Source organism: Citrobacter sp. Cpo040 (assembly GCF_030332915.1).
In the GTDB taxonomy this organism is placed as follows: Bacteria; Pseudomonadota; Gammaproteobacteria; order Enterobacterales; family Enterobacteriaceae; genus Citrobacter; species Citrobacter portucalensis.
Map to the genome: position 1 here is coordinate 49534 of NZ_JAOWGX010000025.1, position 21024 is coordinate 70557.

Genomic DNA, 21024 nt, shown 5'->3' on the forward strand with positions numbered 1-21024 from the left:
TTAGGTTGTGAATAGCGAGAGTGCCATGTCCAGACACATGCTGTTTTTGCTGGACGTGAGAATAAGTGTAGTCAGTGATTCTGGGTTTTATTTACTATTCGGAATTTTTAACCATCCCGCTCAGGCAAACCAGGTTCCATTACGCCAGTGACGTCGCCAGATAAAGGCCAGTGAAAGCCCGCGCAACGCCAGGAAAACGGTTAACGCCAACCACAAGCCATGGTTTCCCAGCCACGGCAAAGTCAGCAGCGTTAATGCGAATCCTGTGGCAGCAACGGCCATACTGTTGCGCATTTCTGCCGCGCGCGTCGCGCCAATAAACATTCCGTCGAGCAGATAACACCAGACACCCACCAGCGGTAACACCACCTGCCAGAAAAGATAGCGATCGGCCAGCTGTTGGATCTGCGGCAGCGAGGTCAGCAGCGCAACAATCTGCTCGCCAAACAGGGCATAAACCAGCGAAAACAAAATAGCCACAATACCGGACTGTCGGCAGGCCGCCCGCCAGACGTCCAGCAACTGGCTACCGTCTCGCGCCCCATAGGCCTGGCCCGAATGCGCTTCCACGGCATAGGCAAATCCATCCAGCGCGTAGGCGGTAAAGGTTAACAGGGTCATCAGAACGGCATTAACCGCAATGATATCGCCTCCCAGACGCGCACCCAGCACCGTGATTGCGCCAAAACAGAGCTGCAGCAGTAGCGAGCGCAACATGATGTCACGGTTAAGCGCCAGCAAACGGCGGAAGTTGCCACGCCACGCCTGCTTCAGCATTGCCAGCGAAATTCCGCGCATATGCAGGACTTTGCGCACCATCATCAGGCCGATCAGCAAGGTGGCATATTCAGCAATCACCGTTGCCAGTGCCGCACCTTGCACGTTCATATGCAGGCCCATCACCAGCCATATATCGAGCACAATGTTGAGAATATTACCGACAATCAACAAGATAACCGGCGCACGCGCATACTGAACGCCAAGCAGCCAGCCGAGCAGCACCAGATTCGCCAGCGAGGCGGGTGCGCTTAACCAGCGAATTTCGAGGAAACGTCGGGCCTGCTCCAGTACCGCTTCACTTCCGCCAACAATGTGCAGAGCCAGATCGATAATCGGCGTACGAAAAAGTGCGATAAGCAACCCTGCTCCCAGCGCCAGCATGAGCGGCTGCACCAGTGCGCGCGCCAGCGCCTGCGGATTTTTCGCACCAAATGCCTGGGCGGTAAGACCGGTGGTGCTCATGCGCAAAAAAAGCAGCAGCATAAAAAGAAAACTGGTTGCCGTAGCACCAACCGCAACACCGCCAAGATAGACCGGACTATCCAGATGACCAATCACCGCGGTATCCACCAGTCCCAGCAGGGGAACGGTGATATTGGAAAAGATCATGGGTAAGGCGAGGTGCCAGAGTGCTTTATCAGAAGAGGTAAAGAAAGGCATACAGGAGGGCCTGAGAAGAAGTTAGACGTACTGGATAATGTGATGCAGGCCCGGCAAGCGCAGCGCTACCGGGCACGTTGCCGGATGGCGACGTCATCGTCTTATCCGGCCTACAGGGATTCAACAGAAAATTACAGCCATTCACCGTTACGGATGACGCCTACTGCCAGCCCTTCAATAGTGAAGTTTTGTTCGCGCAGGTCGACAACGATAGGTTTGAATTCGCTGTTTTCTGGCAGGAGTTCAACCTTGTTTCCCTGCTTTTTCAGGCGCTTAACCGTAACTTCGTCATCAATACGGGCAACAACAACCTGGCCGTTACGCACGTCCTGGGTTTTATGCACAGCGAGTAAATCACCGTCCATAATCCCGATATCTTTCATCGACATACCGCTAACGCGCAGAAGAAAATCGGCGTTCGGTTTGAACAGTGAAGGATCGACTTGATAGTGGCCTTCGATGTGCTGCTGCGCCAGAAGTGGCTCACCGGCTGCCACGCGCCCCACAAGCGGTAACCCTTCTTCTTCTTCCTGCAACAGTCGAATACCGCGCGATGCGCCGGATACAATTTCCAGCACACCTTTACGCGCCAGCGCTTTCAGGTGTTCTTCAGCTGCGTTTGGGGAACGGAACCCCAAACGCTGCGCGATCTCCGCACGCGTCGGTGGCATACCTGTCTGGCTGATGTGATCTCTAATGAGATCAAACACCTCTTGTTGCCTGGCCGTTAACGCTTTCATTCCGCCCCCTGGGTGTATATACAGTTATGCTGTGAGTATATACAGCTAAAGGCGATTTTGGAACCGCAAACTGCACAAAAAACAGGAGATTTATGCAGTTGTGGAAGCCTTATCGCAAATGCGACCACAACAGGATGCCCCAGGTGATTAGAGCGACAAAAATAGACAGCAATACCGCAGCCGACCCCATATCTTTCGCCCGACCGGAAAGTTCGTGGTACTCAGAACCAATACGATCAACCACCGCTTCAATCGCACTGTTGAGGATTTCAACGATCATCACCAGCATCACAGAACCAATCAACAACACGCGGGTAATTGCATCAACATCCAGCCAGCAGGCGATGGCGACGCCCAGCAGGACAGCAACACTTTCCTGACGGAATGCCGCCTCATTAATCCATGCGGCGCGAAAACCTTTCCAGGAATAACCTGCAGCTTTGATAATTCGGGTGAATCCAGTGGTATTATTGGCCATCAAAAAGAACCTTTTTACATTATTAGCGTCAATGTCATTGTAACGTTACCCCGTTTGTTCAGGGTGTGGCAAAGCAGCGCGAAGTATGACCGGATACCACAGAAATTCACTAAACTTTCTGATATCCTTGCAGCGCATTTGCATTATTAACCAGAGGCTTTACATCGTTTATGTCCGGCTGGCCACGAATTTACTACAAATTACTGAATTTACCATTAAGCGTCCTGGTAAAAAGCAAGTCTATTCCAGCAGAACCTGCTCCGGAATTGGGACTCGATACTTCGCGTCCCATTATGTACGTCCTACCGTACAATTCGAAAGCTGACTTGCTGACGCTGCGTGCCCAATGTCTGGTGCACGACCTCCCCGATCCCCTGGAACCACTAGAGATAGACGGAACGCTGTTACCGCGCTACGTGTTTATTCACGGCGGTCCGCGTGTATTCACCTATTACACGCCGAAAGAAGAGTCCATCAAGCTGTTCCACAACTATCTCGACTTGCATCGCAGCAATCCAGATCTGGATGTGCAGATGGTGCCGGTTTCGGTGATGTTTGGCCGTGCGCCGGGGCGTGAAAAAGGCGAAGTCAATCCGCCGCTGCGCATGCTGAACGGTGTACAGAAATTCTTTGCGGTGTCCTGGCTGGGTCGCGACAGTTTTGTCCGCTTCTCCCCGTCGGTCTCTCTGCGCCGTATGGCGGATGAACACGGTACGGATAAGATCATCGCTCAGAAGCTGGCACGCGTGGCGCGTATGCACTTTGCTCGCCAGCGCCTGGCCGCTGTCGGCCCGCGCCTCCCTGCCCGCCAGGACCTGTTTAATAAGCTGCTGGCCTCAAAAGCGATCGCTCGTGCGGTAGAAGATGAAGCGCGCAGTAAAAAAATCTCCCACGAAAAAGCGCAGCAAAATGCCATTGCGCTGATGGAAGAGATTGCCGCCAACTTCTCCTACGAGATGATCCGTCTGACGGACCGTATTCTGGGCTTTACCTGGAACCGTCTGTATCAGGGGATTAACGTTCACAATGCTGAACGTGTACGCCAGTTGGCGCACGATGGGCATGAAATCGTGTACGTTCCGTGCCACCGCAGCCATATGGACTATATGCTGCTGTCGTACGTTCTGTACCACCAGGGTCTGGTGCCGCCGCACATCGCAGCCGGTATCAACCTGAACTTCTGGCCAGCGGGTCCGATTTTCCGCCGTCTGGGCGCGTTCTTTATTCGTCGTACCTTCAAGGGCAACAAGCTCTATTCCACCGTATTCCGTGAATACCTGGGCGAGCTGTTCAGCCGCGGTTACTCGGTTGAGTACTTTGTCGAAGGGGGCCGTTCACGTACCGGTCGTCTGCTCGACCCGAAAACCGGCACGCTGTCGATGACTATTCAGGCGATGCTGCGCGGCGGTACACGTCCGATTACCCTCGTTCCTATTTACATCGGCTATGAGCACGTAATGGAAGTGGGCACCTACGCAAAAGAGCTGCGTGGCGCGACGAAAGAGAAAGAAAGCCTGCCGCAAATGCTGCGTGGCTTAAGCAAGCTGCGTAACCTGGGTCAGGGCTACGTCAACTTTGGTGAACCAATGCCATTGATGACTTACCTCAACCAGCATGTGCCGGAGTGGCGTGAATCTATCGACCCTATCGAGTCTATCCGCCCGGCCTGGCTGACGCCGACGGTGAATAACATTGCCGCCGATTTGATGGTGCGCATTAACAACGCAGGCGCGGCCAACGCCATGAACCTGTGCTGTACTGCGTTACTGGCTTCCCGCCAGCGCTCTCTGACCCGTGAACAGCTGACCGAGCAGCTTGACTGCTATCTCAGCCTGCTACGCAATGTGCCGTACGCGGCAGATGCTACAGTCCCCGCGCAGAGCGCCAGTGAATTGATCGATCACGCCTTGCAGATGAACAAGTTTGAGGTCGAGAAAGACACCATCGGCGACATCATCATTTTGCCGCGCGAGCAGGCGGTATTGATGACCTACTACCGCAACAACATTGCGCATATGCTGGTTCTGCCTTCGTTGATGGCAGCCATCGTGACTCAGCATCGTCGTATTTCACGCGCCGCGCTACAGCAGCATATTGATGCGCTGTATCCGATGCTGAAAGCGGAGCTGTTCTTACGCTGGGAGCGTGATGAACTTGCCGGAGTGATTGACGAACTGGCCAGCGAAATGCAGCGCCAGGGACTTATCACCCTGACCGATGACGAACTGCATATCAATCCGGCCCGCTCCCGTACGCTACAGCTGCTGGCGGCAGGCGCTCGCGAGACGTTGCAACGCTACGCCATTACCTTCTGGTTGCTGAGCGCCAATCCGTCGATCAACCGTGGCACGCTGGAGAAAGAAAGCCGCACCGTGGCGCAACGCCTCTCAGTGCTGCACGGCATTAACGCGCCGGAATTCTTCGATAAAGCCGTGTTCAGCTCTCTGGTGCTGACGCTGCGTGACGAGGGATTCATCAGCGATACCGGAGATGCCGAACCGGAAGAGACGATGAAGATCTATCAGATGCTGGCCGAACTGGTCACGTCAGATGTGCGTCTGACCATCGAGAGCGCTACACAAGGCGAGTAAGCATAAAAAAACCGGTCGGAATGAACTGACCGGTTTTTTATTTTGCAGACTAGACCAAACTCAAAAATGCCAGTAGCTCATCGCCAGTCCTAAGAACAACACCAGACCGACGTAATTATTATTCATAAACGCTTTAAAACAGGCATCACGTTCGCGATTGACGATCAGTTTCTGCTGATAGACAAACAGCGCGCCCGCCACCAGCAGAGACCAGTAATAACCCAGCCCTAACCCGTTTAGCCAACCCACCAGCGCCATCAACACCAGCACGCCAACCTGCAAAACACCGATAATCAGCTTGTCGTTCTTACCAAACAGGATCGCGGTCGATTTAATGCCGATCTTCAGGTCATCATCCCGGTCAACCATGGCGTACTGCGTATCATAGGCCACCGCCCAGAGAATATTCGCAAGGAACATCAGCCAGCAACTCAGCGGTACGGATTCACTCACGGCGGCGAACGCCATCGGGATCGACCAGCCAAACGCCGCCCCCAGCACCACCTGCGGCAGATGCGTATAGCGCTTCATAAACGGGTAAACCCACGCTAATGCTAATGCCGCAACGGACAACAAAATGGTCATCGTGTTGAGGGTCAAAACCAGCAGGAAGGCCAGCAGCACCAGTACCACAAACAGCGTTCGGGCTTCTTTCTCGGTGACAGCCCCACTCGGCAGCGGTCGATTCGCGGTGCGTTTGACGTGCCCGTCAAATTTCCTGTCGGCATAATCATTCACCACGCATCCGGCGGCGCGCATTAACCAAACGCCAGCGACAAAAACTGCTAGGATCCACAGTTGCGGCATGCCTGGGGTCGCCACCCACAGAGCCCACAGCGTAGGCCAGAGCAGCAGTAAGGCGCCGATTGGCTTATCCGTACGCATCAAGCGGTGAAACGCCAGCAGCTTATTCTGCGTCAGACTCCACTCCATCTTTATCTTCCTCTCAGTACAACGGCGACGCAGGCAGAAAAAGCTCGGTAAGCATCAGTGGCTTACCGCTCAGCCGCAGGCGGGAACGACGCCCCCACAGCGCTGCATCGCGGCCAATCTCAATAAAATCTCGGGTCAATGTCGATGACGTAAACAGGTAGCGTCCGAGCGGGGTTTTCCCCAGGTTCTGTAAGGCCAGTTCAGGGCCGCACAAGGTTGATTCAGGCACCACGGTACGCCCGGCAAGCCAGGGTTCACCATCCGCGCATAACAGGATTTCGCGTAACCAATAGCGGGACTCTTTGGGCAGCAGAGTCAGTTCTTCAGCCACCTCATTTTGCCCAACGAACGCTTCGCGAATCAACGTGACGGTGACTTCTTTGCCCTGCTGCTCAAAACGTTTGGTCATGGAATCTTCCAGTAACAACCAGTCGAGCAGTTGGGCGTCCAGCGCCGGGATCGCATCAAAATAACGCAGCGCACGCAGTTGCGTTAACGCAGGGTGTGGCATGCCTTACTCTCCGATTTATAACCTAAAGGCATTGTATCGCAGAAAAGGCATTACGGGGTGAGCAAACACGATTAAGTGATCGGTAGGGCAACATAAGTGTAACAATTCGCACCGAAGGATAAAAAAAGGTGCGCCAGGAGACGCACCAGTTGTTGCAAAATCAACAATGTGGGGAGATGTTTACCCCTTGCCTTTTACACTGCTGATAAAGGTGGATCGGGCAGATTTGGATCCCAGACGTTCCGCTTCATCAAGCAGCTTCAGCGCTTTATCAACATCGCCTTTTGCAACTGCATCCTTAATCGCCTGATTAAAATAGCTTTCCGTGTCGTTCAGCATCGGCTCACTTTTCTTCACCGGCTGCGGCGCTGGAGCGGCAACGGCTGCTGCCGGAGCCGCGTAGGCCACTGCAGGCGCTGCGGTATTGCCGACAGTGACAGGGCCAGGGCCGGAAGAACCGAACAGCGGCCCGACCAGCACGCTGGAGGAGGAGCTGGTTTTGACTTTCAGTTTCAGCAGACCATCGGTGGTGTGGCGGGCGATCGGGTCCGGAATATCGGGAACAGCGTTACCGACGCCCTTGGCATAAGCTTTCGCCGGGTCGAGCAGGGTCGTGGTCTGCTGGAGATCTTTATCTGTGGTAAAGACCAGAACATACAGTTTTTGCTGGCCCAGCGCTGGCGTCAGACGCATTACGCCTTCCAGACGATCGGCACTCATCACGCCGGGCTCCTGGTAGGTGAAATAGCTGCTGGGAAAGAACGCAGATGGCGTCATGTTTTGGTCAAGAATTAAGACGTTTGGCGCAAATACGCTGGTTTGTTTGTTGACTTCACTGGACAGCGTCAGGGTCAGTTCGCCAATGTTCGCCGGTACGCTATAGGCCGCGACCGGGCCAGTAATACCAGCAACATCTAAACGCTGACCTGCATTGGCAAGTTGTGTGGACTGAGTTTTGGATTGATCAACTGGCGTCCAGGTTAACTGTTGCAGCGCCGCAGTGGGAATGGTTGGGGCCGCGGTAGTGTTCTGCGGAACAATATTTACATCGGCCAGGCTGATGCCAGGCGCGCTGGCAAATAACCCTGCAGATAAACAAAGGGCAACGAGACTTTTCTTCATTTTCATTGTTATCACCTCAGATAGCATGGGTTCAGCGGTGGCCAGGCAATAGCGCGCTAAACCGTAATCAAGAGGGGCTTACGCCCCTCTTTCGGTCTTTACGTCAGGTTAGTGCTGAATTACCACCAGATTTCCATCTGAGCACCGAAGGACCACTCATCGCTGTCACCACGGCTGGTGGTGCTGATACCAGAGTTCGTTGCAGCTGCATATTTGGTTACGTCGTTACCATTTTTGACGTAGCCCCACTCCTCATCCCACTTGGCATAGGTTGCGAAGACACGAATTGCCGGGCGGGACCAGATGCTGTCGCCAGCCTGCCATTGTTGCGCGAGGGTGATTTTGTACTGGCTGTTGCGATCGCCGGTCTGCTGAGATTTGACGTTGTCGTAGCCGACTTCCATCAGGGTGCTCATGATTGGCGTCCATTTGTACATCGGGCGAATACCGACGGTGTACCATTCAGTACCCAGATCGTTATCCATATCGAGGTTCTGGTACATACCGACGTACATCAGATCCCACTTGTCGCCCAAGGAGATGGCACCGTGGTCGAGAATACGAACCAGGCTACCGTTGTTATTAATCACGTTATTGGCGTAATTGGTTTTACTACCGTCTGGGTTAGTAATGGTGAAGGAAGAAGAACCATAAGAACCCTGGTTCAGACCTTTACCCTGCGTGGTCATGGAGTCTGTCGCGTACTGAACAACAAACTTGTTGTAGCCCTTCAGCATGCTCTGGGTATGTTCAGCGGTGAACATCCAGCCATCTTTTGATGCGCCGTCTGCCAGGCTGTAATCATCTGTCGTATTCGCACGACCGTAGTCAACACCCAGTTCCAACATACCATCAGTGTTTGTTGCCAATTGCGCTAAACGAACGTCGAATACGTCGTTAGCGGTGTCTTTGGTACGATCATAGATATTCTGGCTGCTGAACGCGTATGAACCACCCGCTTCCTGAGAACGGCTCGCGGCCAGAGACAGTTTACCGAAGCCCAGATCGATGTTTTCAATACCGGCACCAGGACCTGAAATATCCCAATAGTAGAAGTCGATCATGTGCACGTCATGACGTTGGTAGAAGCGCTTACCGGCCCAGATAGTAGAGCCTGGCAGCCATTCAATCAGGTTTTTACCCTGCACGTTGGCTTCACGGAAGGCCGGGTCAGTCCCTTCCCAGTCATTCTGCTGTGCTACGGAGTAGGCGACGTTGGTGTCGAAGTAGAAGCTCTTATCGCCTTCTTTCCACACTTCCTGGCCTAATTTAATTTCAGCGTAGGTTTCACATTCGTTACCGAGACGGTATTTACTTTGTGCACCTGTTGCCTGGAAACATTGTTGTTCGCCGCCACTACCCGTCCAGCCGATACCGGAACGAGCATAACCATGGAAATCCACAGCCATTGCCTGAACAGACATAATGCCTGCTGCCACAGCAACCGCCAGAGGAAGTTTGCGCAGAGTAATCATCGTTCTATCTCCTGAGATCATTGCTTTTCTTTAAACGCTGCCACCTTCTAAAACTGCGAATGGTTTTGCGTTTCGTTTTTTTATGGGGACCTTAAACGCCTGGCTCCTGGTGCAACCGACGACATGCAGTGCCATCTTCACGGAACAGATGGCAACGCTCTGGCGGCAGGCCGATAGCGAATGTGGCACCCTCTTCTACCAACACCACGTCGTTCTGGCGGTAAACCAGGTTTTGACGGATGGCGGGGATCTGGATATGAATTTGTGTTTCGTGACCAAGCTGCTCGACCACCTGCACTTCACCTTCGAGGGTGACATCGGCGATATCGCTGGGCAGCAGATGTTCCGGGCGGATACCTAAAGACATGTTGGCGCCAACCTGTACCGCATGGCTGTCTACCGGGAGCCAGACTTGCTGGCGGTTTGGTAATTCAACCTGCACCTGATCAATCGCCGTTGCGGTAACTTTCACAGGCAGGAAGTTCATTTTTGGCGAACCGATAAAGCCCGCGACAAAGCGGTCAGCCGGGTAGTGATACAGTTCCAGAGGCTTACCAACCTGCGCGACGCGACCGGCATCCAGCACCACAATTTTGTCGGCCAGCGTCATCGCCTCGACCTGATCGTGGGTGACGTAAATCATCGTGCGGCCGAGACGTTTATGCAGGCGGGATATTTCAATACGCATCTGCACGCGCAGAGCAGCGTCGAGGTTCGACAGTGGTTCGTCCAGCAGGAATACGCGCGGTTCGGCGACCAGCGTACGGCCAATCGCCACACGCTGACGTTGTCCGCCGGAAAGCGCTTTCGGTTTACGCTCCAGCAGGTGCGCCAGTTGCAGAACTTCCGCAACCTGATTCACACGCTGGTTCATCACCTCTTTTTTCGCCCCGGCCAGTTTGAGGCCGAACGACATGTTCTCCGCGACAGACAAATGGGGATACAACGCGTAAGACTGAAAGACCATGCCCACACCGCGTTCGGCGGGCGGAATGTCGTTCATCCGGGTCTCCCCGATAAACAGGTCACCACTGGTGATGGTTTCAAGTCCGGCGATCATACGCAGCAAGGTCGACTTACCGCAGCCTGACGGTCCGACAAACACCACGAATTCCCCTTCGTGAATGTCGAGATTGATATCTTTCGATACCACCACGTCACCCCAGGCTTTCGTTACATTTCGTAGCTGTACGCTCGCCATGCCCTTCTCCCTTCGTTACAACCTGTCATCGACAGCAACATTCATGATGGGCTGACTATGCGCGATCCCTTGACTGCGTGAATCCTCCACCCCCCGGCTTTTTTATGGGGGAGGAGGCGGGAGGATGAGAGAGCAGCGTCTGAGACCCGGGCCACCAGCCTCAGAGGAATTTCGTGATGCAGCCTGCAAAAATCGGTGGGTTTTTATGTGCGCCAGTACGCAATACTCACATTTATGTAACACAGATCACATAAAGAGCGGGTGGGGCGTAGGGGTAAGGAGGATGGAAAGAGGTTGTCGTATAAAGAAACTAGTAACCGTTAAGCCACCTCTGCAAAATCACCAAACAGGATGGGAACTATGAAAATCAAAACTGGCGCACGCATCCTCGCATTGTCTGCATTAACGACGATGATGTTTTCCGCCTCGGCTCTCGCCAAGATTGAAGAAGGTAAGCTGGTTATCTGGATTAACGGCGACAAAGGCTATAACGGCCTCGCTGAAGTGGGCAAAAAATTCGAGAAAGACACCGGGATCAAAGTCACTATTGAGCACCCTGACAAACTGGAAGAGAAATTCCCGCAGGTTGCCGCGACTGGCGACGGTCCGGACATCATCTTCTGGGCACATGACCGTTTTGGCGGCTACGCTCAATCTGGCCTGCTGGCTGAAATCACGCCTGACAAAGCGTTCCAGGACAAGCTCTATCCCTTCACCTGGGATGCCGTACGCTATAACGGCAAACTGATTGCCTACCCGATCGCGGTTGAAGCGCTGTCGCTGATTTACAACAAAGACCTCGTTCCAAATCCACCGAAAACCTGGGAAGAAATTCCTGCACTGGATAAAGAGCTGAAGGCGAAAGGTAAATCCGCGCTGATGTTCAACCTGCAAGAACCGTACTTCACCTGGCCGCTGATTGCCGCCGACGGTGGTTACGCGTTCAAGTTTGAAAACGGCAAGTACGACGTGAAAGATGTTGGCGTGGATAGCGCTGGCGCGAAAGCGGGTCTGACCTTCCTGGTTGATCTGATCAAGAACAAACACATGAACGCGGATACCGATTACTCCATCGCCGAAGCGGCCTTTAACAAAGGCGATACCGCGATGACCATCAACGGTCCGTGGGCGTGGTCCAACATCGATAAGAGCAAAATCAACTACGGCGTCACGCTACTGCCAACCTTCAAAGGCAAAGCGTCTAAACCGTTTGTTGGCGTTCTGAGCGCCGGTATCAACGCCGCCAGCCCGAACAAAGAACTGGCGAAAGAGTTCCTCGAAAACTACCTGCTGACCGATCAAGGTCTGGATGAAGTGAACAAGGACAAACCGCTGGGTGCCGTTGCGCTGAAATCCTTCCAGGATCAGTTAGCGAAAGACCCACGTATCGCCGCCACCATGGATAACGCCCAGAAAGGCGAAATCATGCCGAACATCCCACAGATGTCCGCATTCTGGTATGCCGTTCGTACCGCAGTGATCAACGCAGCCAGCGGCCGTCAGACCGTCGATGCCGCACTGAAGGACGCGCAGGGTCGTATCACCAAGTAATGCAGTTGTGAACGTGCCGGATGGCGGCATAAATGCCTTATCCGGCCTACAGGGTATGTAGGCCTGATAAGCGCAGCGCCATCAGGCACGCTGACCAACAGGTTTTCATTGTTGTTGAGGATTGAACCCCATGGATGTCATTAAAAAGAAACACTGGTGGCAAAGCGACACGCTGAAATGGTCAGTGATGGGTCTGCTTGGGCTGCTGGTCGGTTACCTTGTTGTTTTGATGTACGCTCAGGGGGAGTACCTGTTTGCCATCATGACGCTGATTTTAAGCTCTGCTGGCCTGTATATTTTCGCTAACCGTAAAACCTATGCCTGGCGCTATGTTTACCCGGGCGTTGCCGGTATGGGGCTGTTTGTCCTGTTTCCGCTGGTTTGTACGATCGCCATTGCTTTTACCAACTACAGCAGTACCAACCAGCTGACATTTGAACGTGCTCAGGAAGTCCTGATGGATCGTTCGTACCAGGCTGGGAAAACCTACAACTTTGGCCTGTATCCGGCGGGTGATGAGTGGCAACTGGCCCTCACCGACGGTGAAACCGGCAAGAATTACCTTTCTGACGCCTTTAAATTTGGCGGCGAGCAGAAACTGCAACTGAAAGAAGCCGAGGCGCTACCGGCAGGCGAACGTGCAACGCTGCGTATCATCACGCAGAATCGCCAGGCGCTTACCCAATTGACCGCCATCCTGCCGGATGAAAGCAAAGTTACCATGAGTTCGCTGCGCCAGTTTTCCGGCACGCAGCCACTTTATACGCTCACTGAAGACGGCACACTCACCAACAGCCAGAGCGGCGTAAAATACCGCGCCAACAACGATATTGGTTATTATCAGGCGATTAACGCTGACGGTAGCTGGGGTAGCGAAAAACTCAGCCCGGGCTACACCGTTGCCATCGGCTGGGATAACTTCACCCGCGTGTTTACCGACGAAGGCATCCAGAAACCATTCTTCGCCATCTTCGTCTGGACGGTGGTCTTCTCGGTACTGACCGTTATTTTGACCGTTGCCGTGGGCATGGTGCTGGCCTGTCTCGTACAGTGGGAGTCTCTCAAAGGCAAAGCGATTTACCGCGTCCTGCTGATTCTTCCGTATGCCGTACCGTCGTTTATCTCGATTCTGATTTTCAAGGGCTTATTCAACCAGAGCTTTGGTGAAATCAACATGATGCTGAGCGCGCTGTTTGGCATCAAACCGGCCTGGTTCAGCGACCCAACCACCGCGCGTTCGATGATTATTATCGTCAACACCTGGCTCGGTTATCCATACATGATGATCCTGTGCATGGGTCTGCTGAAAGCGATTCCTGACGACCTATATGAAGCCTCGGCGATGGATGGCGCAGGTCCGTTCCAGAACTTCTTTAAGATAACGCTACCGCTGTTGATTAAGCCACTGACGCCGCTGATGATCGCCAGCTTCGCCTTTAACTTTAACAACTTCGTGCTGATTCAGCTGTTGACCAACGGTGGTCCGGACCGTCTTGGTACCACCACACCAGCCGGTTATACCGACCTGCTCGTGAGCTACACCTACCGTATCGCCTTTGAAGGCGGCGGTGGTCAGGACTTCGGTCTGGCGGCGGCGATTGCCACGCTGATCTTCCTGCTGGTTGGTGCGCTGGCGATTGTGAACCTGAAAGCCACACGTATGAAGTTTGATTAAGGGAGATAACGACAATGGCTATGGTCCAACCGAAATCACAAAAGTTACGTTTATTCGCAACGCACTTAGGGCTGCTGATTTTTATCGCGGCGATCATGTTCCCGCTGCTGATGGTTATCGCTATCTCGCTGCGCGAAGGTAACTTTGCCACCGGCAGCCTGATCCCGGAAAACATCTCCTGGGAACACTGGAAACTGGCGCTGGGCTTTAGCGTTGAACACGCGGATGGCCGCGTGACGCCACCGCCGTTCCCGGTACTGTTATGGCTGTGGAACTCGGTGAAAGTGGCCAGCATTACCGCGATCGGTATCGTGACGCTTTCCACCACCTGTGCTTACGCCTTTGCCCGTATGCGTTTCCCGGGTAAAGCAACCCTGCTGAAAGGGATGCTGATTTTCCAGATGTTCCCGGCGGTGCTGTCTCTGGTCGCGTTGTATGCTTTGTTTGATCGCCTGGGCCAGTACATTCCGTTTATCGGCCTGAACACGCACGGCGGCGTGATCTTCGCCTACCTCGGCGGTATTGCGCTGCATGTATGGACGATAAAGGGCTATTTCGAAACTATCGATGGTTCACTGGAAGAAGCGGCCGCGCTGGATGGCGCTACGCCATGGCAGGCATTCCGCCTGGTGCTGCTGCCGCTTTCCGTTCCGATTCTGGCGGTCGTGTTTATTCTGTCTTTCATTGCCGCTATTACCGAAGTACCGGTCGCGTCACTGCTGCTGCGTGATGTGAACAGCTATACCCTTGCGGTAGGTATGCAGCAGTACCTCAACCCACAGAACTATTTGTGGGGCGACTTTGCCGCCGCGGCTGTACTTTCAGCCATTCCGATCACTCTGGTGTTCTTGCTGGCGCAGCGCTGGCTAGTCAACGGTCTGACCGCGGGTGGTGTGAAAGGTTAAGTTTTACCGAAGTACCTGCCCGGCAACGGGCAATGCCACTGCAACCCTCAACTTATGTTATCCCAACCTGTGACTGTTATTCGGCGCTCTACGGAGCGCCCTTTTTTTATGTTATTTTGCATCACTGTTACGATTATTTCCTTTCGTGCTCTCCATCACTGCAATTCTATTTCCTGTCTGAATATAGATAAATTAAACAGAATTAAGATCACAGAAAAGACAAAACGTAATTGCAATGTAAAAAATGATAATTGTCTTCCCTGCCTGTTAAATTCAACATCACGGCACTGATCAAAAGAGCTGTATCCTCTAAGGCAGGTCTGAATGAACTCTCAATATAATTCCAGTTATATTTTTTCGATTACATTAGTGGCAACGTTAGGAGGGCTATTATTCGGCTACGACACTGCGGTCATATCCGGTACGGTAGAATCCCTGAATACCGTGTTTGTCGCGCCACAACATTTAAGTGAATCCGCCGCCAACTCGCTGTTGGGCTTTTGCGTCGCCAGTGCGTTGATAGGCTGCATCATCGGCGGTGCACTGGGCGGCTATTGCAGTAACCGGTTTGGCCGCCGGGACTCGCTGAAAATCGCGGCTCTGCTGTTCTTTATTTCCGGTATTGGTTCCGCCTGGCCAGAATTAGGTTTTACAACTATTAATCCAGATAACGCCGTACCTGTTTATTTGGCCGGATACGTTCCCGAATTTGTTATTTATCGTATCATTGGTGGTATTGGCGTAGGTTTAGCCTCAATGCTCTCACCAATGTATATTGCTGAACTGGCACCCGCACATATTCGTGGAAAATTGGTGTCATTTAACCAATTCGCCATTATTTTTGGTCAACTGTTGGTGTATTGCGTTAACTATTTTATCGCCCGTTCTGGCGACGCTAACTGGTTGAATACCGATGGCTGGCGCTATATGTTTGCGTCCGAAAGTATTCCCGCCCTGCTGTTTTTACTACTGCTGTACACCGTGCCAGAAAGCCCGCGCTGGCTGATGGCGCGTGGCAGACACGAGCAGGCGGAAGGTATTCTGCGCAAAATTATGGGCAGCACCCTCGCCACCCAGGCCATGCAGGAGATCAATCAGTCTCTGGACCATGGTCGTAAAACCGGTGGTCGCCTGCTGATGTTTGGCGCAGGCGTTATCGTCATCGGCGTAATGCTGTCTATCTTCCAGCAATTCGTCGGTATTAACGTCGTGCTCTACTACGCCCCAGAGGTGTTTAAAACGCTGGGAGCCAGCACCGATGTGGCGCTGTTACAGACCATCATTGTTGGCGTGATCAACCTGAGCTTTACCGTGCTGGCGATTATGACGGTGGATAAATTTGGTCGCAAACCGCTGCAGATTATTGGCGCTCTGGGCATGGCCATCGGTATGTTCAGCCTCGGTACCGCGTTTTATACCCAGGCTTCCGGGCTGGTTGCACTGCTGTCGATGCTGTTTTACGTCGCCGCATTCGCCATGTCCTGGGGACCGGTTTGCTGGGTGCTGCTGGCAGAAATCTTCCCCAATGCGATTCGCGGCAAAGCGCTCGCCATTGCGGTGGCCGCACAATGGCTGGCGAACTATTTCGTCTCCTGGACCTTCCCGATGATGGACAAAAATTCGTGGCTGGTTTCCCATTTTCACAACGGTTTCTCCTACTGGATTTACGGTTGTATGGGTATTCTGGCGGCGCTGTTTATGTGGAAGTTTGTACCAGAAACCAAAGGCAAAACGCTGGAAGAACTTGAAGAACTGTGGGAACCCGCCGCAGAGAAAACCCAGCCTGCCTCTGCGCAGTAATCCTGACCTGCAACACGCCGCAGCCCGATTGCGGCGTGTTGTCTTTTACTCTCGCTTCAGCCGTTTTGAATTACACAGCCACAAGGTGATCACCAGCAGCAGGATCGCCGCAGAATAGATCAGCACATCCATCGGTGCTTTATGATCGACAATGATCAACCGCACAATCGCGGTGATCCCGATATAAACAAAATAGCGCAACGGAAAGTGAAACCCCGACTGAAAGTACTTCACAATCAGCGCGATAAATTCAAAATAGAGGAAGTAAACCACCAGCCCTTCCACCAGCTCATACTTGCTGGTTTGTTCCGGCGCGAACAGCACATCCGCCAGATGCAGCGTTTCTTTCCCGAGGAATACAACCAGGATCAGGCCCAGACTCAGCAGTCCCAGATTCAACACGGTCTGTAAGATGGTGGAGATAAACTCCACGCGCGGACGAGATAGCGACGTCATAACAGCACCTCTTACTCAGTGGCGAGGTTCCTGTATAACGCAAAAATGTGACAGAGATCTACATTTTTTGTTTATGTTTTGTGCAAGAAAGGTCAGCGGGGAATGATGAATGTCACGACACATTTCACAGGATGAAGTATGCAGCTAAGACAATCCGCTGTCCGCAACGTTACCTGCGGTGAGAACGTGGTGATTTATGAACCCGCAAATCTCTACAATTGCACATTGGGTGACAACGTTTTTGTCGGGCCATTTGTTGAAATCCAGGGTAATACGCAAATTGGCGCAGACAGCAAAATTCAGTCGCACACTTTCATCTGCGAATATGTCACCCTGGGCGCCCGCTGTTTTATCGGTCATGGCGTGATGTTCGCCAACGATATGTTTCGCGAAGGAAAACCCAACGCCGACCGCAACAGTTGGGGAAGAATTTCGATTGGCAACGATGTCTCAATCGGCAGTGGAGCGACCATTCTGGCGGTCACCATCTGCGATGGCGCGGTCATCGGTGCGGGGAGCGTGGTGACCAAATCGATCACCGAGAAAGGCGTGTATGCAGGAAACCCGGCAAAATTATTGCGTCGCCTGTAACTTGCCAGCTGACGGCGTAAACGCCTTATCCGGCCTGCAGTACAGGCAGGATAAGCGTAGCGTCATCCGGCTGGCAAACGGCTCGATTAACGGAAGTTCTCACTTCTGTCGCTGGTCATGTCGTACAGACCAAACTTACGTCCAAGCTGCTGGCCGCCATCACGCGTTAACGGCGTCCAGCCAATCGCTGCACGGCTGCGGGTCGGACCTGACGAGAACAGATCCAGCGGCACGGATACGTACACCCCTTTGGTAAAATCACCCTCTCCGTACTCATCCGGCGAGGCGTCGGTGATGGTCGCATAGCCGCCTACCACAACGCCGCTGTCAAAGCGCTTCGCCACTTCCAGCGTTCCGCCCTTATCTCCCGCCAGATACTGGCCCACGCTGGCTTTCACCAGTACATCCTGAGCGAATGACGGATTCCAGTACGCCGTCAAATGCCCGGTCTTCACGCTGTAGTCGGTGAATTTCATCATGTCCTGCGCGCTACGCCAGTCACGCTGTTTCACGTAGTTGGCATCAACACCAAACGCCCAGTTGCTGTCTAACGGACGATACAACACTTCTGCCCCCGCTCCGCCGTACATGGTTTCCAGATAACCAGCGTAAACCTGTCCGTAGAACCCGTTTCCGAGTGACTGGAAGTAGTTGGCCTGTAGGTTATTCACGTAGACATCGTTTTGCACATACTCGCGCACATGGGTACGCACTCGTGGCAAATGCGAATCCTGCGGCGGGTTGGTGTAGTTAAATTTGTCATAGTTATTGGCGAGGTTGGCGAACAAACTCCCGGTGGTCAGCAGGTGATCGGTAACCCACCAATCCGCCGTTCCCATCACGCCCAACTGATACATATAGAAGTTTTCCGGGCCGCCCACCGACTGGTTAAGCACCGGATCGATGTGGAAATCGAAGCGTGACTTATCGATATACCAGCCCTGCTCGGTCTTTTTCGGCACCACGGGCTCAACACGTTTTTGCGCCAGCTGGGTTTCATGGCCCAACGGTTCACCTTCCAGATGACGCTTGAGGCTGGAAACCTCCGTTTCGGTCGTCACCTGCGGCAAGTTAAGACGATTTTCCGTAATACGGATCGTGCGGATCCCGTCGGGAAGATCGTTCATCACGATCCGGTTGGCACGTTCGATCCCTTCGCGCGAATCACGGTATTTCACCTGTTCACCGGTCACATACAGCGTATCGCTCTGCACCTGAATTTTAGGATCGGCCAGTCCGGCGTTATATTTCAGCAGCGTTAGCTGATTCGCCACCACCGAATGTTGCAGGATGGCATCCTGCGGCTGTGGCTGATATTTCGGGCGGGCATTGTCGTTATAGTTTGGCCGCAGATCGTTGAAGTTAGTCCGCAGCGTGACCCCAAACATAAAGGTGTTCCCGCGCTCATAGCTGAGGTTAACGTCGGCCCAATCGGTGACGCGATAAATAGCGCCGACGTTAAACTTGCTCTTCTGATCCAGCTTGCCCGCAAAATCCTGCTGGTAATTGTTTCCCTCATACTCCAGTTTCAGACGCAACGGCTGCCAGGGTGTCTGATACTCGACGCCGCCAAACAGTGATGCCGGGCCGTGGAACATCTGGCTGCCGTCAATAGAACCGGCCTGCTTGTAGCTGTTATCGCGATAGCAGAATTTATCGCTGTATGAGCAAAACGGATTGCTGACGTTACCGCTGGTCCCGAGATATCCCCAGCCCAGGCCAAGCGAGAAATCAAACGGCCCCCAGGCTTTATTCGCCACAATATACTCCGCATCGAACAGGCCAGTTCCGCCAATATCTCGCGCGCCAACCGCCACCTGCGGCATCCAGTAGCTCTCTTCCCACAGCCGTAGTTTGAGATCAAAAGCTTTATCCTTGTAAGTCTGATCGCCAGAAAACGACTCCACGCTACTGTATTTTTTGGTACGCACATCGGTGTAGCGCAGCGTGGTTTCCAACCACGGGAAGAGCTGCACCGACGCAGAGTAGTAGCGGTACTGATCGTTATCGCGGTAATTGAGGCTCATTTCGCCCTCACGTGCCATGCGTGCGGTTGGGGTTTGCAGCAGCCCCACGCCGCCAAAATCGGACTGCGAAGGTCCAATGGGCGCGGGCCAGGTTTCACCGTGGCAGGCAACGCTTACGCCCAGCGCCAGTAAGCTGAGCAGGTAAGTTTTTCTCATTATTCGGGTATCCGCTGGGTCAGGGTGCGAAGAATGTCGGCATTAATTTCATCCGGGGTGCTGCTCCAGACAGCATCAGAGAGTCCGACATAAATGATGCTGCCGGGCATCGGCTCAACGTGACGTTTGTTCCAGTAAGCGACCGGTACTTTTTGCGTGCGCCCGTCAGGATAGATAACCCAGGCGAAGCTACGATCCGCGCCGCTGAGCCGACTTTGCCCATCGAGATAACTGGCAACATCACGCCCGGGCATAAACGGTTGTTTACCCGGATGGCTTAGCAGGCCAAACAGCGTGATATGCGTTGGCTGCGCTCCGACCCACAGCGTGTAATTGCCCTGCAACGGCGGGTTACCTCGCTCGCTGACGCGCACCACATCCGGGTCAAGGTTAATTTTCTGTCTGCCGGTCACCTTCAGCGCCTGAATTTGCTGGCGTAAGGTGTTGATAGCCTCGGCATCGTCACCGCTTTCTTCAGCGCCCAGTGTCGCCAGGCGAGCCAGTAATGCCTGCTGCTGACGTCCCGCCTCCATCGTTGCCCGCTCTTCGCTGATAACCGCGCCTGGCCACCAGCTATTACTCAACCGCGGCTGTCCAACCAGGTCGAGCAGATGTTCGGCCCCGGTCAGCGTTTTTGGCTCTTCGCTGGCGGAGGTAAAGACCTTGACGCTGCCCGCAGCAAAAACAGACGCTGCGCTCAGGCTCAACAGCAGCGCCATAACGACTCGTTTGATCATGATTTTGCCGCCTTAATCAGCGTGGTTTTCACCGGGAAGTAATGCGCGCCAAGATACTGTTCCGACTGGCGAATCTGCCCTTCACTGTCGATCCAGTAGCGGTTATGCCAGCGCGTTTGATCGGTAGTTATCTCTTCATCGAGGATCCGTACCGGGGTGTCATCGCTGCCGACCTTGATGGTGTCTGCGCCATCCCATCTGAAAACCGATCGCGCGGTGGCATAGCGTACCTGCTGATGTTCAGTCCAGCCCATTGTGCGGGTCCACGTTGCGCCATCGACTATCTGATTGGGTTTGATGAGTGGGTCTTCCGCCAGATTATTCACCTCAATTAGGTTGTCCCCGCCGAGATGCGTTTTCACAATGCGCCCATGCTGCGTGACGAGAATAGCCCGATCCTGAGTCACCCATTTCTGCTGTCCGTTTTCCGCAAATGCGAGTACCACAAACAGTTGGGGACCGCCGTTTAGCTGCATATACTGGCTGGCGTAGGGCATATTTTGGATTTCATCGTCCGTCATCTGTACGCCGGGAGTACCAAACACGCTATCCCACAGCGAATGCCCCAACCCTTCGGTGGTGGCTGAGCACGCCTGCAGTAACAGGCAAACCATTATGAGCGCTGGTCGCTTCAC

18 protein-coding genes are annotated in these 21024 nt (G+C 53.5%); 6 read left to right on the forward strand and 12 right to left on the reverse strand.

What is annotated here, in order from left to right; all coding sequences use genetic code 11:
* Positions 1–120: 120 nt before the first annotated feature.
* The 3 genes from dinF to OGX86_RS00550 form a co-directional block, all read right to left on the reverse strand.
* Entirely contained in the window at positions 121–1440 is a 1320-nt protein-coding gene (gene dinF, locus OGX86_RS00540; RefSeq protein ID WP_079935026.1) for an MATE family efflux transporter DinF, read from the reverse strand.
* A gap of 131 nt (positions 1441–1571) precedes the next feature.
* Positions 1572–2180 (reverse strand): transcriptional repressor LexA, encoded by a 609-nt coding sequence (gene lexA, locus OGX86_RS00545; protein ID WP_003826596.1) that lies wholly within the window; start codon positions 2178–2180, stop codon positions 1572–1574.
* Between the two features lie 109 nt (positions 2181–2289).
* Positions 2290–2658: a diacylglycerol kinase gene (locus OGX86_RS00550; protein WP_003826594.1), complete on the reverse strand. Its 369-nt coding sequence runs from the start codon at positions 2656–2658 to the stop codon at positions 2290–2292.
* A gap of 170 nt (positions 2659–2828) precedes the next feature.
* Here OGX86_RS00550 and plsB point away from each other — a divergent pair, with 170 nt between their 5' ends.
* The gene (gene plsB, locus OGX86_RS00555; protein WP_003826592.1) at positions 2829–5249 is read left to right on the forward strand and encodes a glycerol-3-phosphate 1-O-acyltransferase PlsB; all 2421 of its coding nucleotides are present in this window, start codon (positions 2829–2831) and stop codon (positions 5247–5249) included.
* 60 nt (positions 5250–5309) lie between these two features.
* Here the strand turns inward: plsB and ubiA are convergent, their stop codons facing one another.
* The 5 genes from ubiA to malK all read right to left on the reverse strand — a co-directional run bounded on the left by ubiA (position 5310) and on the right by malK (position 10491).
* A complete protein-coding gene (gene ubiA, locus OGX86_RS00560) occupies positions 5310–6182 on the reverse strand; it encodes a 4-hydroxybenzoate octaprenyltransferase (RefSeq protein WP_048227490.1) in 873 nt (290 codons plus the stop codon).
* Positions 6183–6195: 13 nt separating this feature from the next.
* Complete coding sequence (gene ubiC / locus OGX86_RS00565; RefSeq protein WP_032942095.1) at positions 6196–6693, reverse strand: chorismate lyase; 498 nt, start codon at positions 6691–6693, stop codon at positions 6196–6198.
* 180 nt (positions 6694–6873) lie between these two features.
* Positions 6874–7821 carry a maltose operon protein MalM gene (malM, locus tag OGX86_RS00570; RefSeq protein ID WP_008786918.1) on the reverse strand — a complete coding sequence of 316 codons (948 nt, stop codon included), beginning with the start codon at positions 7819–7821 and terminating at the stop codon, positions 6874–6876.
* Between the two features lie 113 nt (positions 7822–7934).
* Positions 7935–9290, reverse strand: coding sequence for a maltoporin (locus tag OGX86_RS00575; RefSeq protein ID WP_038636248.1), 1356 nt, complete (start codon positions 9288–9290; stop codon positions 7935–7937).
* Positions 9291–9381: 91 nt separating this feature from the next.
* Entirely contained in the window at positions 9382–10491 is a 1110-nt protein-coding gene (gene malK, locus OGX86_RS00580) for a maltose/maltodextrin ABC transporter ATP-binding protein MalK (protein ID WP_008786916.1), read from the reverse strand.
* A gap of 360 nt (positions 10492–10851) precedes the next feature.
* Between malK and malE the strand changes: the two genes are divergently transcribed.
* From malE to xylE, 4 genes are all read left to right on the forward strand, one after another.
* Positions 10852–12042 carry a maltose/maltodextrin ABC transporter substrate-binding protein MalE gene (gene malE / locus OGX86_RS00585; RefSeq protein ID WP_048215135.1) on the forward strand — a complete coding sequence of 397 codons (1191 nt, stop codon included), beginning with the start codon at positions 10852–10854 and terminating at the stop codon, positions 12040–12042.
* A 130-nt stretch (positions 12043–12172) separates the two neighbouring features.
* Entirely contained in the window at positions 12173–13717 is a 1545-nt protein-coding gene (gene malF, locus OGX86_RS00590) for a maltose ABC transporter permease MalF (RefSeq protein ID WP_286639021.1), read from the forward strand.
* 14 nt (positions 13718–13731) lie between these two features.
* Complete coding sequence (gene malG / locus OGX86_RS00595) at positions 13732–14622, forward strand: maltose ABC transporter permease MalG (protein ID WP_003826575.1); 891 nt, start codon at positions 13732–13734, stop codon at positions 14620–14622.
* 324 nt (positions 14623–14946) lie between these two features.
* The gene (gene xylE, locus OGX86_RS00600) at positions 14947–16422 is read left to right on the forward strand and encodes a D-xylose transporter XylE (protein WP_008786913.1); all 1476 of its coding nucleotides are present in this window, start codon (positions 14947–14949) and stop codon (positions 16420–16422) included.
* A 45-nt stretch (positions 16423–16467) separates the two neighbouring features.
* On the opposite strand, the gene psiE is transcribed toward xylE, so the two are convergent.
* Positions 16468–16878, reverse strand: coding sequence for a phosphate-starvation-inducible protein PsiE (gene psiE, locus OGX86_RS00605; protein ID WP_003031674.1), 411 nt, complete (start codon positions 16876–16878; stop codon positions 16468–16470).
* A 138-nt stretch (positions 16879–17016) separates the two neighbouring features.
* Between psiE and OGX86_RS00610 the strand changes: the two genes are divergently transcribed.
* A complete protein-coding gene (locus tag OGX86_RS00610; protein WP_008786912.1) occupies positions 17017–17469 on the forward strand; it encodes an acyltransferase in 453 nt (150 codons plus the stop codon).
* 86 nt (positions 17470–17555) lie between these two features.
* Here the strand turns inward: OGX86_RS00610 and OGX86_RS00615 are convergent, their stop codons facing one another.
* From OGX86_RS00615 to OGX86_RS00625, 3 genes are read right to left on the reverse strand one after another with little or no spacing between them, the layout of a single operon-like run.
* Positions 17556–19652, reverse strand: coding sequence for a YjbH domain-containing protein (locus tag OGX86_RS00615; protein ID WP_286639023.1), 2097 nt, complete (start codon positions 19650–19652; stop codon positions 17556–17558).
* Positions 19652–20389, reverse strand: coding sequence for a capsule biosynthesis GfcC family protein (locus OGX86_RS00620; RefSeq protein ID WP_286639026.1), 738 nt, complete (start codon positions 20387–20389; stop codon positions 19652–19654). The genes OGX86_RS00615 and OGX86_RS00620 overlap by 1 nt, the downstream gene beginning before the upstream one ends.
* Entirely contained in the window at positions 20386–21024 is a 639-nt protein-coding gene (locus tag OGX86_RS00625; RefSeq protein ID WP_213786438.1) for a YjbF family lipoprotein, read from the reverse strand. The genes OGX86_RS00620 and OGX86_RS00625 overlap by 4 nt, the downstream gene beginning before the upstream one ends.

What these genes read in the sequence shown, in the direction of transcription:
- dinF (WP_079935026.1), bottom strand. Translation starts at nt 1,440, where the DNA reads ATGCCTTTCTTTACCTCTTCTGATAAAGCACTCTGGCACCTCGCCTTA.
- lexA (WP_003826596.1), bottom strand. Translation starts at nt 2,180, where the DNA reads ATGAAAGCGTTAACGGCCAGGCAACAAGAGGTGTTTGATCTCATTAGA.
- OGX86_RS00550 (WP_003826594.1), bottom strand. Translation starts at nt 2,658, where the DNA reads ATGGCCAATAATACCACTGGATTCACCCGAATTATCAAAGCTGCAGGT.
- plsB (WP_003826592.1), top strand. Translation starts at nt 2,829, where the DNA reads ATGTCCGGCTGGCCACGAATTTACTACAAATTACTGAATTTACCATTA.
- ubiA (WP_048227490.1), bottom strand. Translation starts at nt 6,182, where the DNA reads ATGGAGTGGAGTCTGACGCAGAATAAGCTGCTGGCGTTTCACCGCTTG.
- ubiC (WP_032942095.1), bottom strand. Translation starts at nt 6,693, where the DNA reads ATGCCACACCCTGCGTTAACGCAACTGCGTGCGCTGCGTTATTTTGAT.
- malM (WP_008786918.1), bottom strand. Translation starts at nt 7,821, where the DNA reads ATGAAAATGAAGAAAAGTCTCGTTGCCCTTTGTTTATCTGCAGGGTTA.
- OGX86_RS00575 (WP_038636248.1), bottom strand. Translation starts at nt 9,290, where the DNA reads ATGATTACTCTGCGCAAACTTCCTCTGGCGGTTGCTGTGGCAGCAGGC.
- malK (WP_008786916.1), bottom strand. Translation starts at nt 10,491, where the DNA reads ATGGCGAGCGTACAGCTACGAAATGTAACGAAAGCCTGGGGTGACGTG.
- malE (WP_048215135.1), top strand. Translation starts at nt 10,852, where the DNA reads ATGAAAATCAAAACTGGCGCACGCATCCTCGCATTGTCTGCATTAACG.
- malF (WP_286639021.1), top strand. Translation starts at nt 12,173, where the DNA reads ATGGATGTCATTAAAAAGAAACACTGGTGGCAAAGCGACACGCTGAAA.
- malG (WP_003826575.1), top strand. Translation starts at nt 13,732, where the DNA reads ATGGCTATGGTCCAACCGAAATCACAAAAGTTACGTTTATTCGCAACG.
- xylE (WP_008786913.1), top strand. Translation starts at nt 14,947, where the DNA reads ATGAACTCTCAATATAATTCCAGTTATATTTTTTCGATTACATTAGTG.
- psiE (WP_003031674.1), bottom strand. Translation starts at nt 16,878, where the DNA reads ATGACGTCGCTATCTCGTCCGCGCGTGGAGTTTATCTCCACCATCTTA.
- OGX86_RS00610 (WP_008786912.1), top strand. Translation starts at nt 17,017, where the DNA reads ATGCAGCTAAGACAATCCGCTGTCCGCAACGTTACCTGCGGTGAGAAC.
- OGX86_RS00615 (WP_286639023.1), bottom strand. Translation starts at nt 19,652, where the DNA reads ATGAGAAAAACTTACCTGCTCAGCTTACTGGCGCTGGGCGTAAGCGTT.
- OGX86_RS00620 (WP_286639026.1), bottom strand. Translation starts at nt 20,389, where the DNA reads ATGATCAAACGAGTCGTTATGGCGCTGCTGTTGAGCCTGAGCGCAGCG.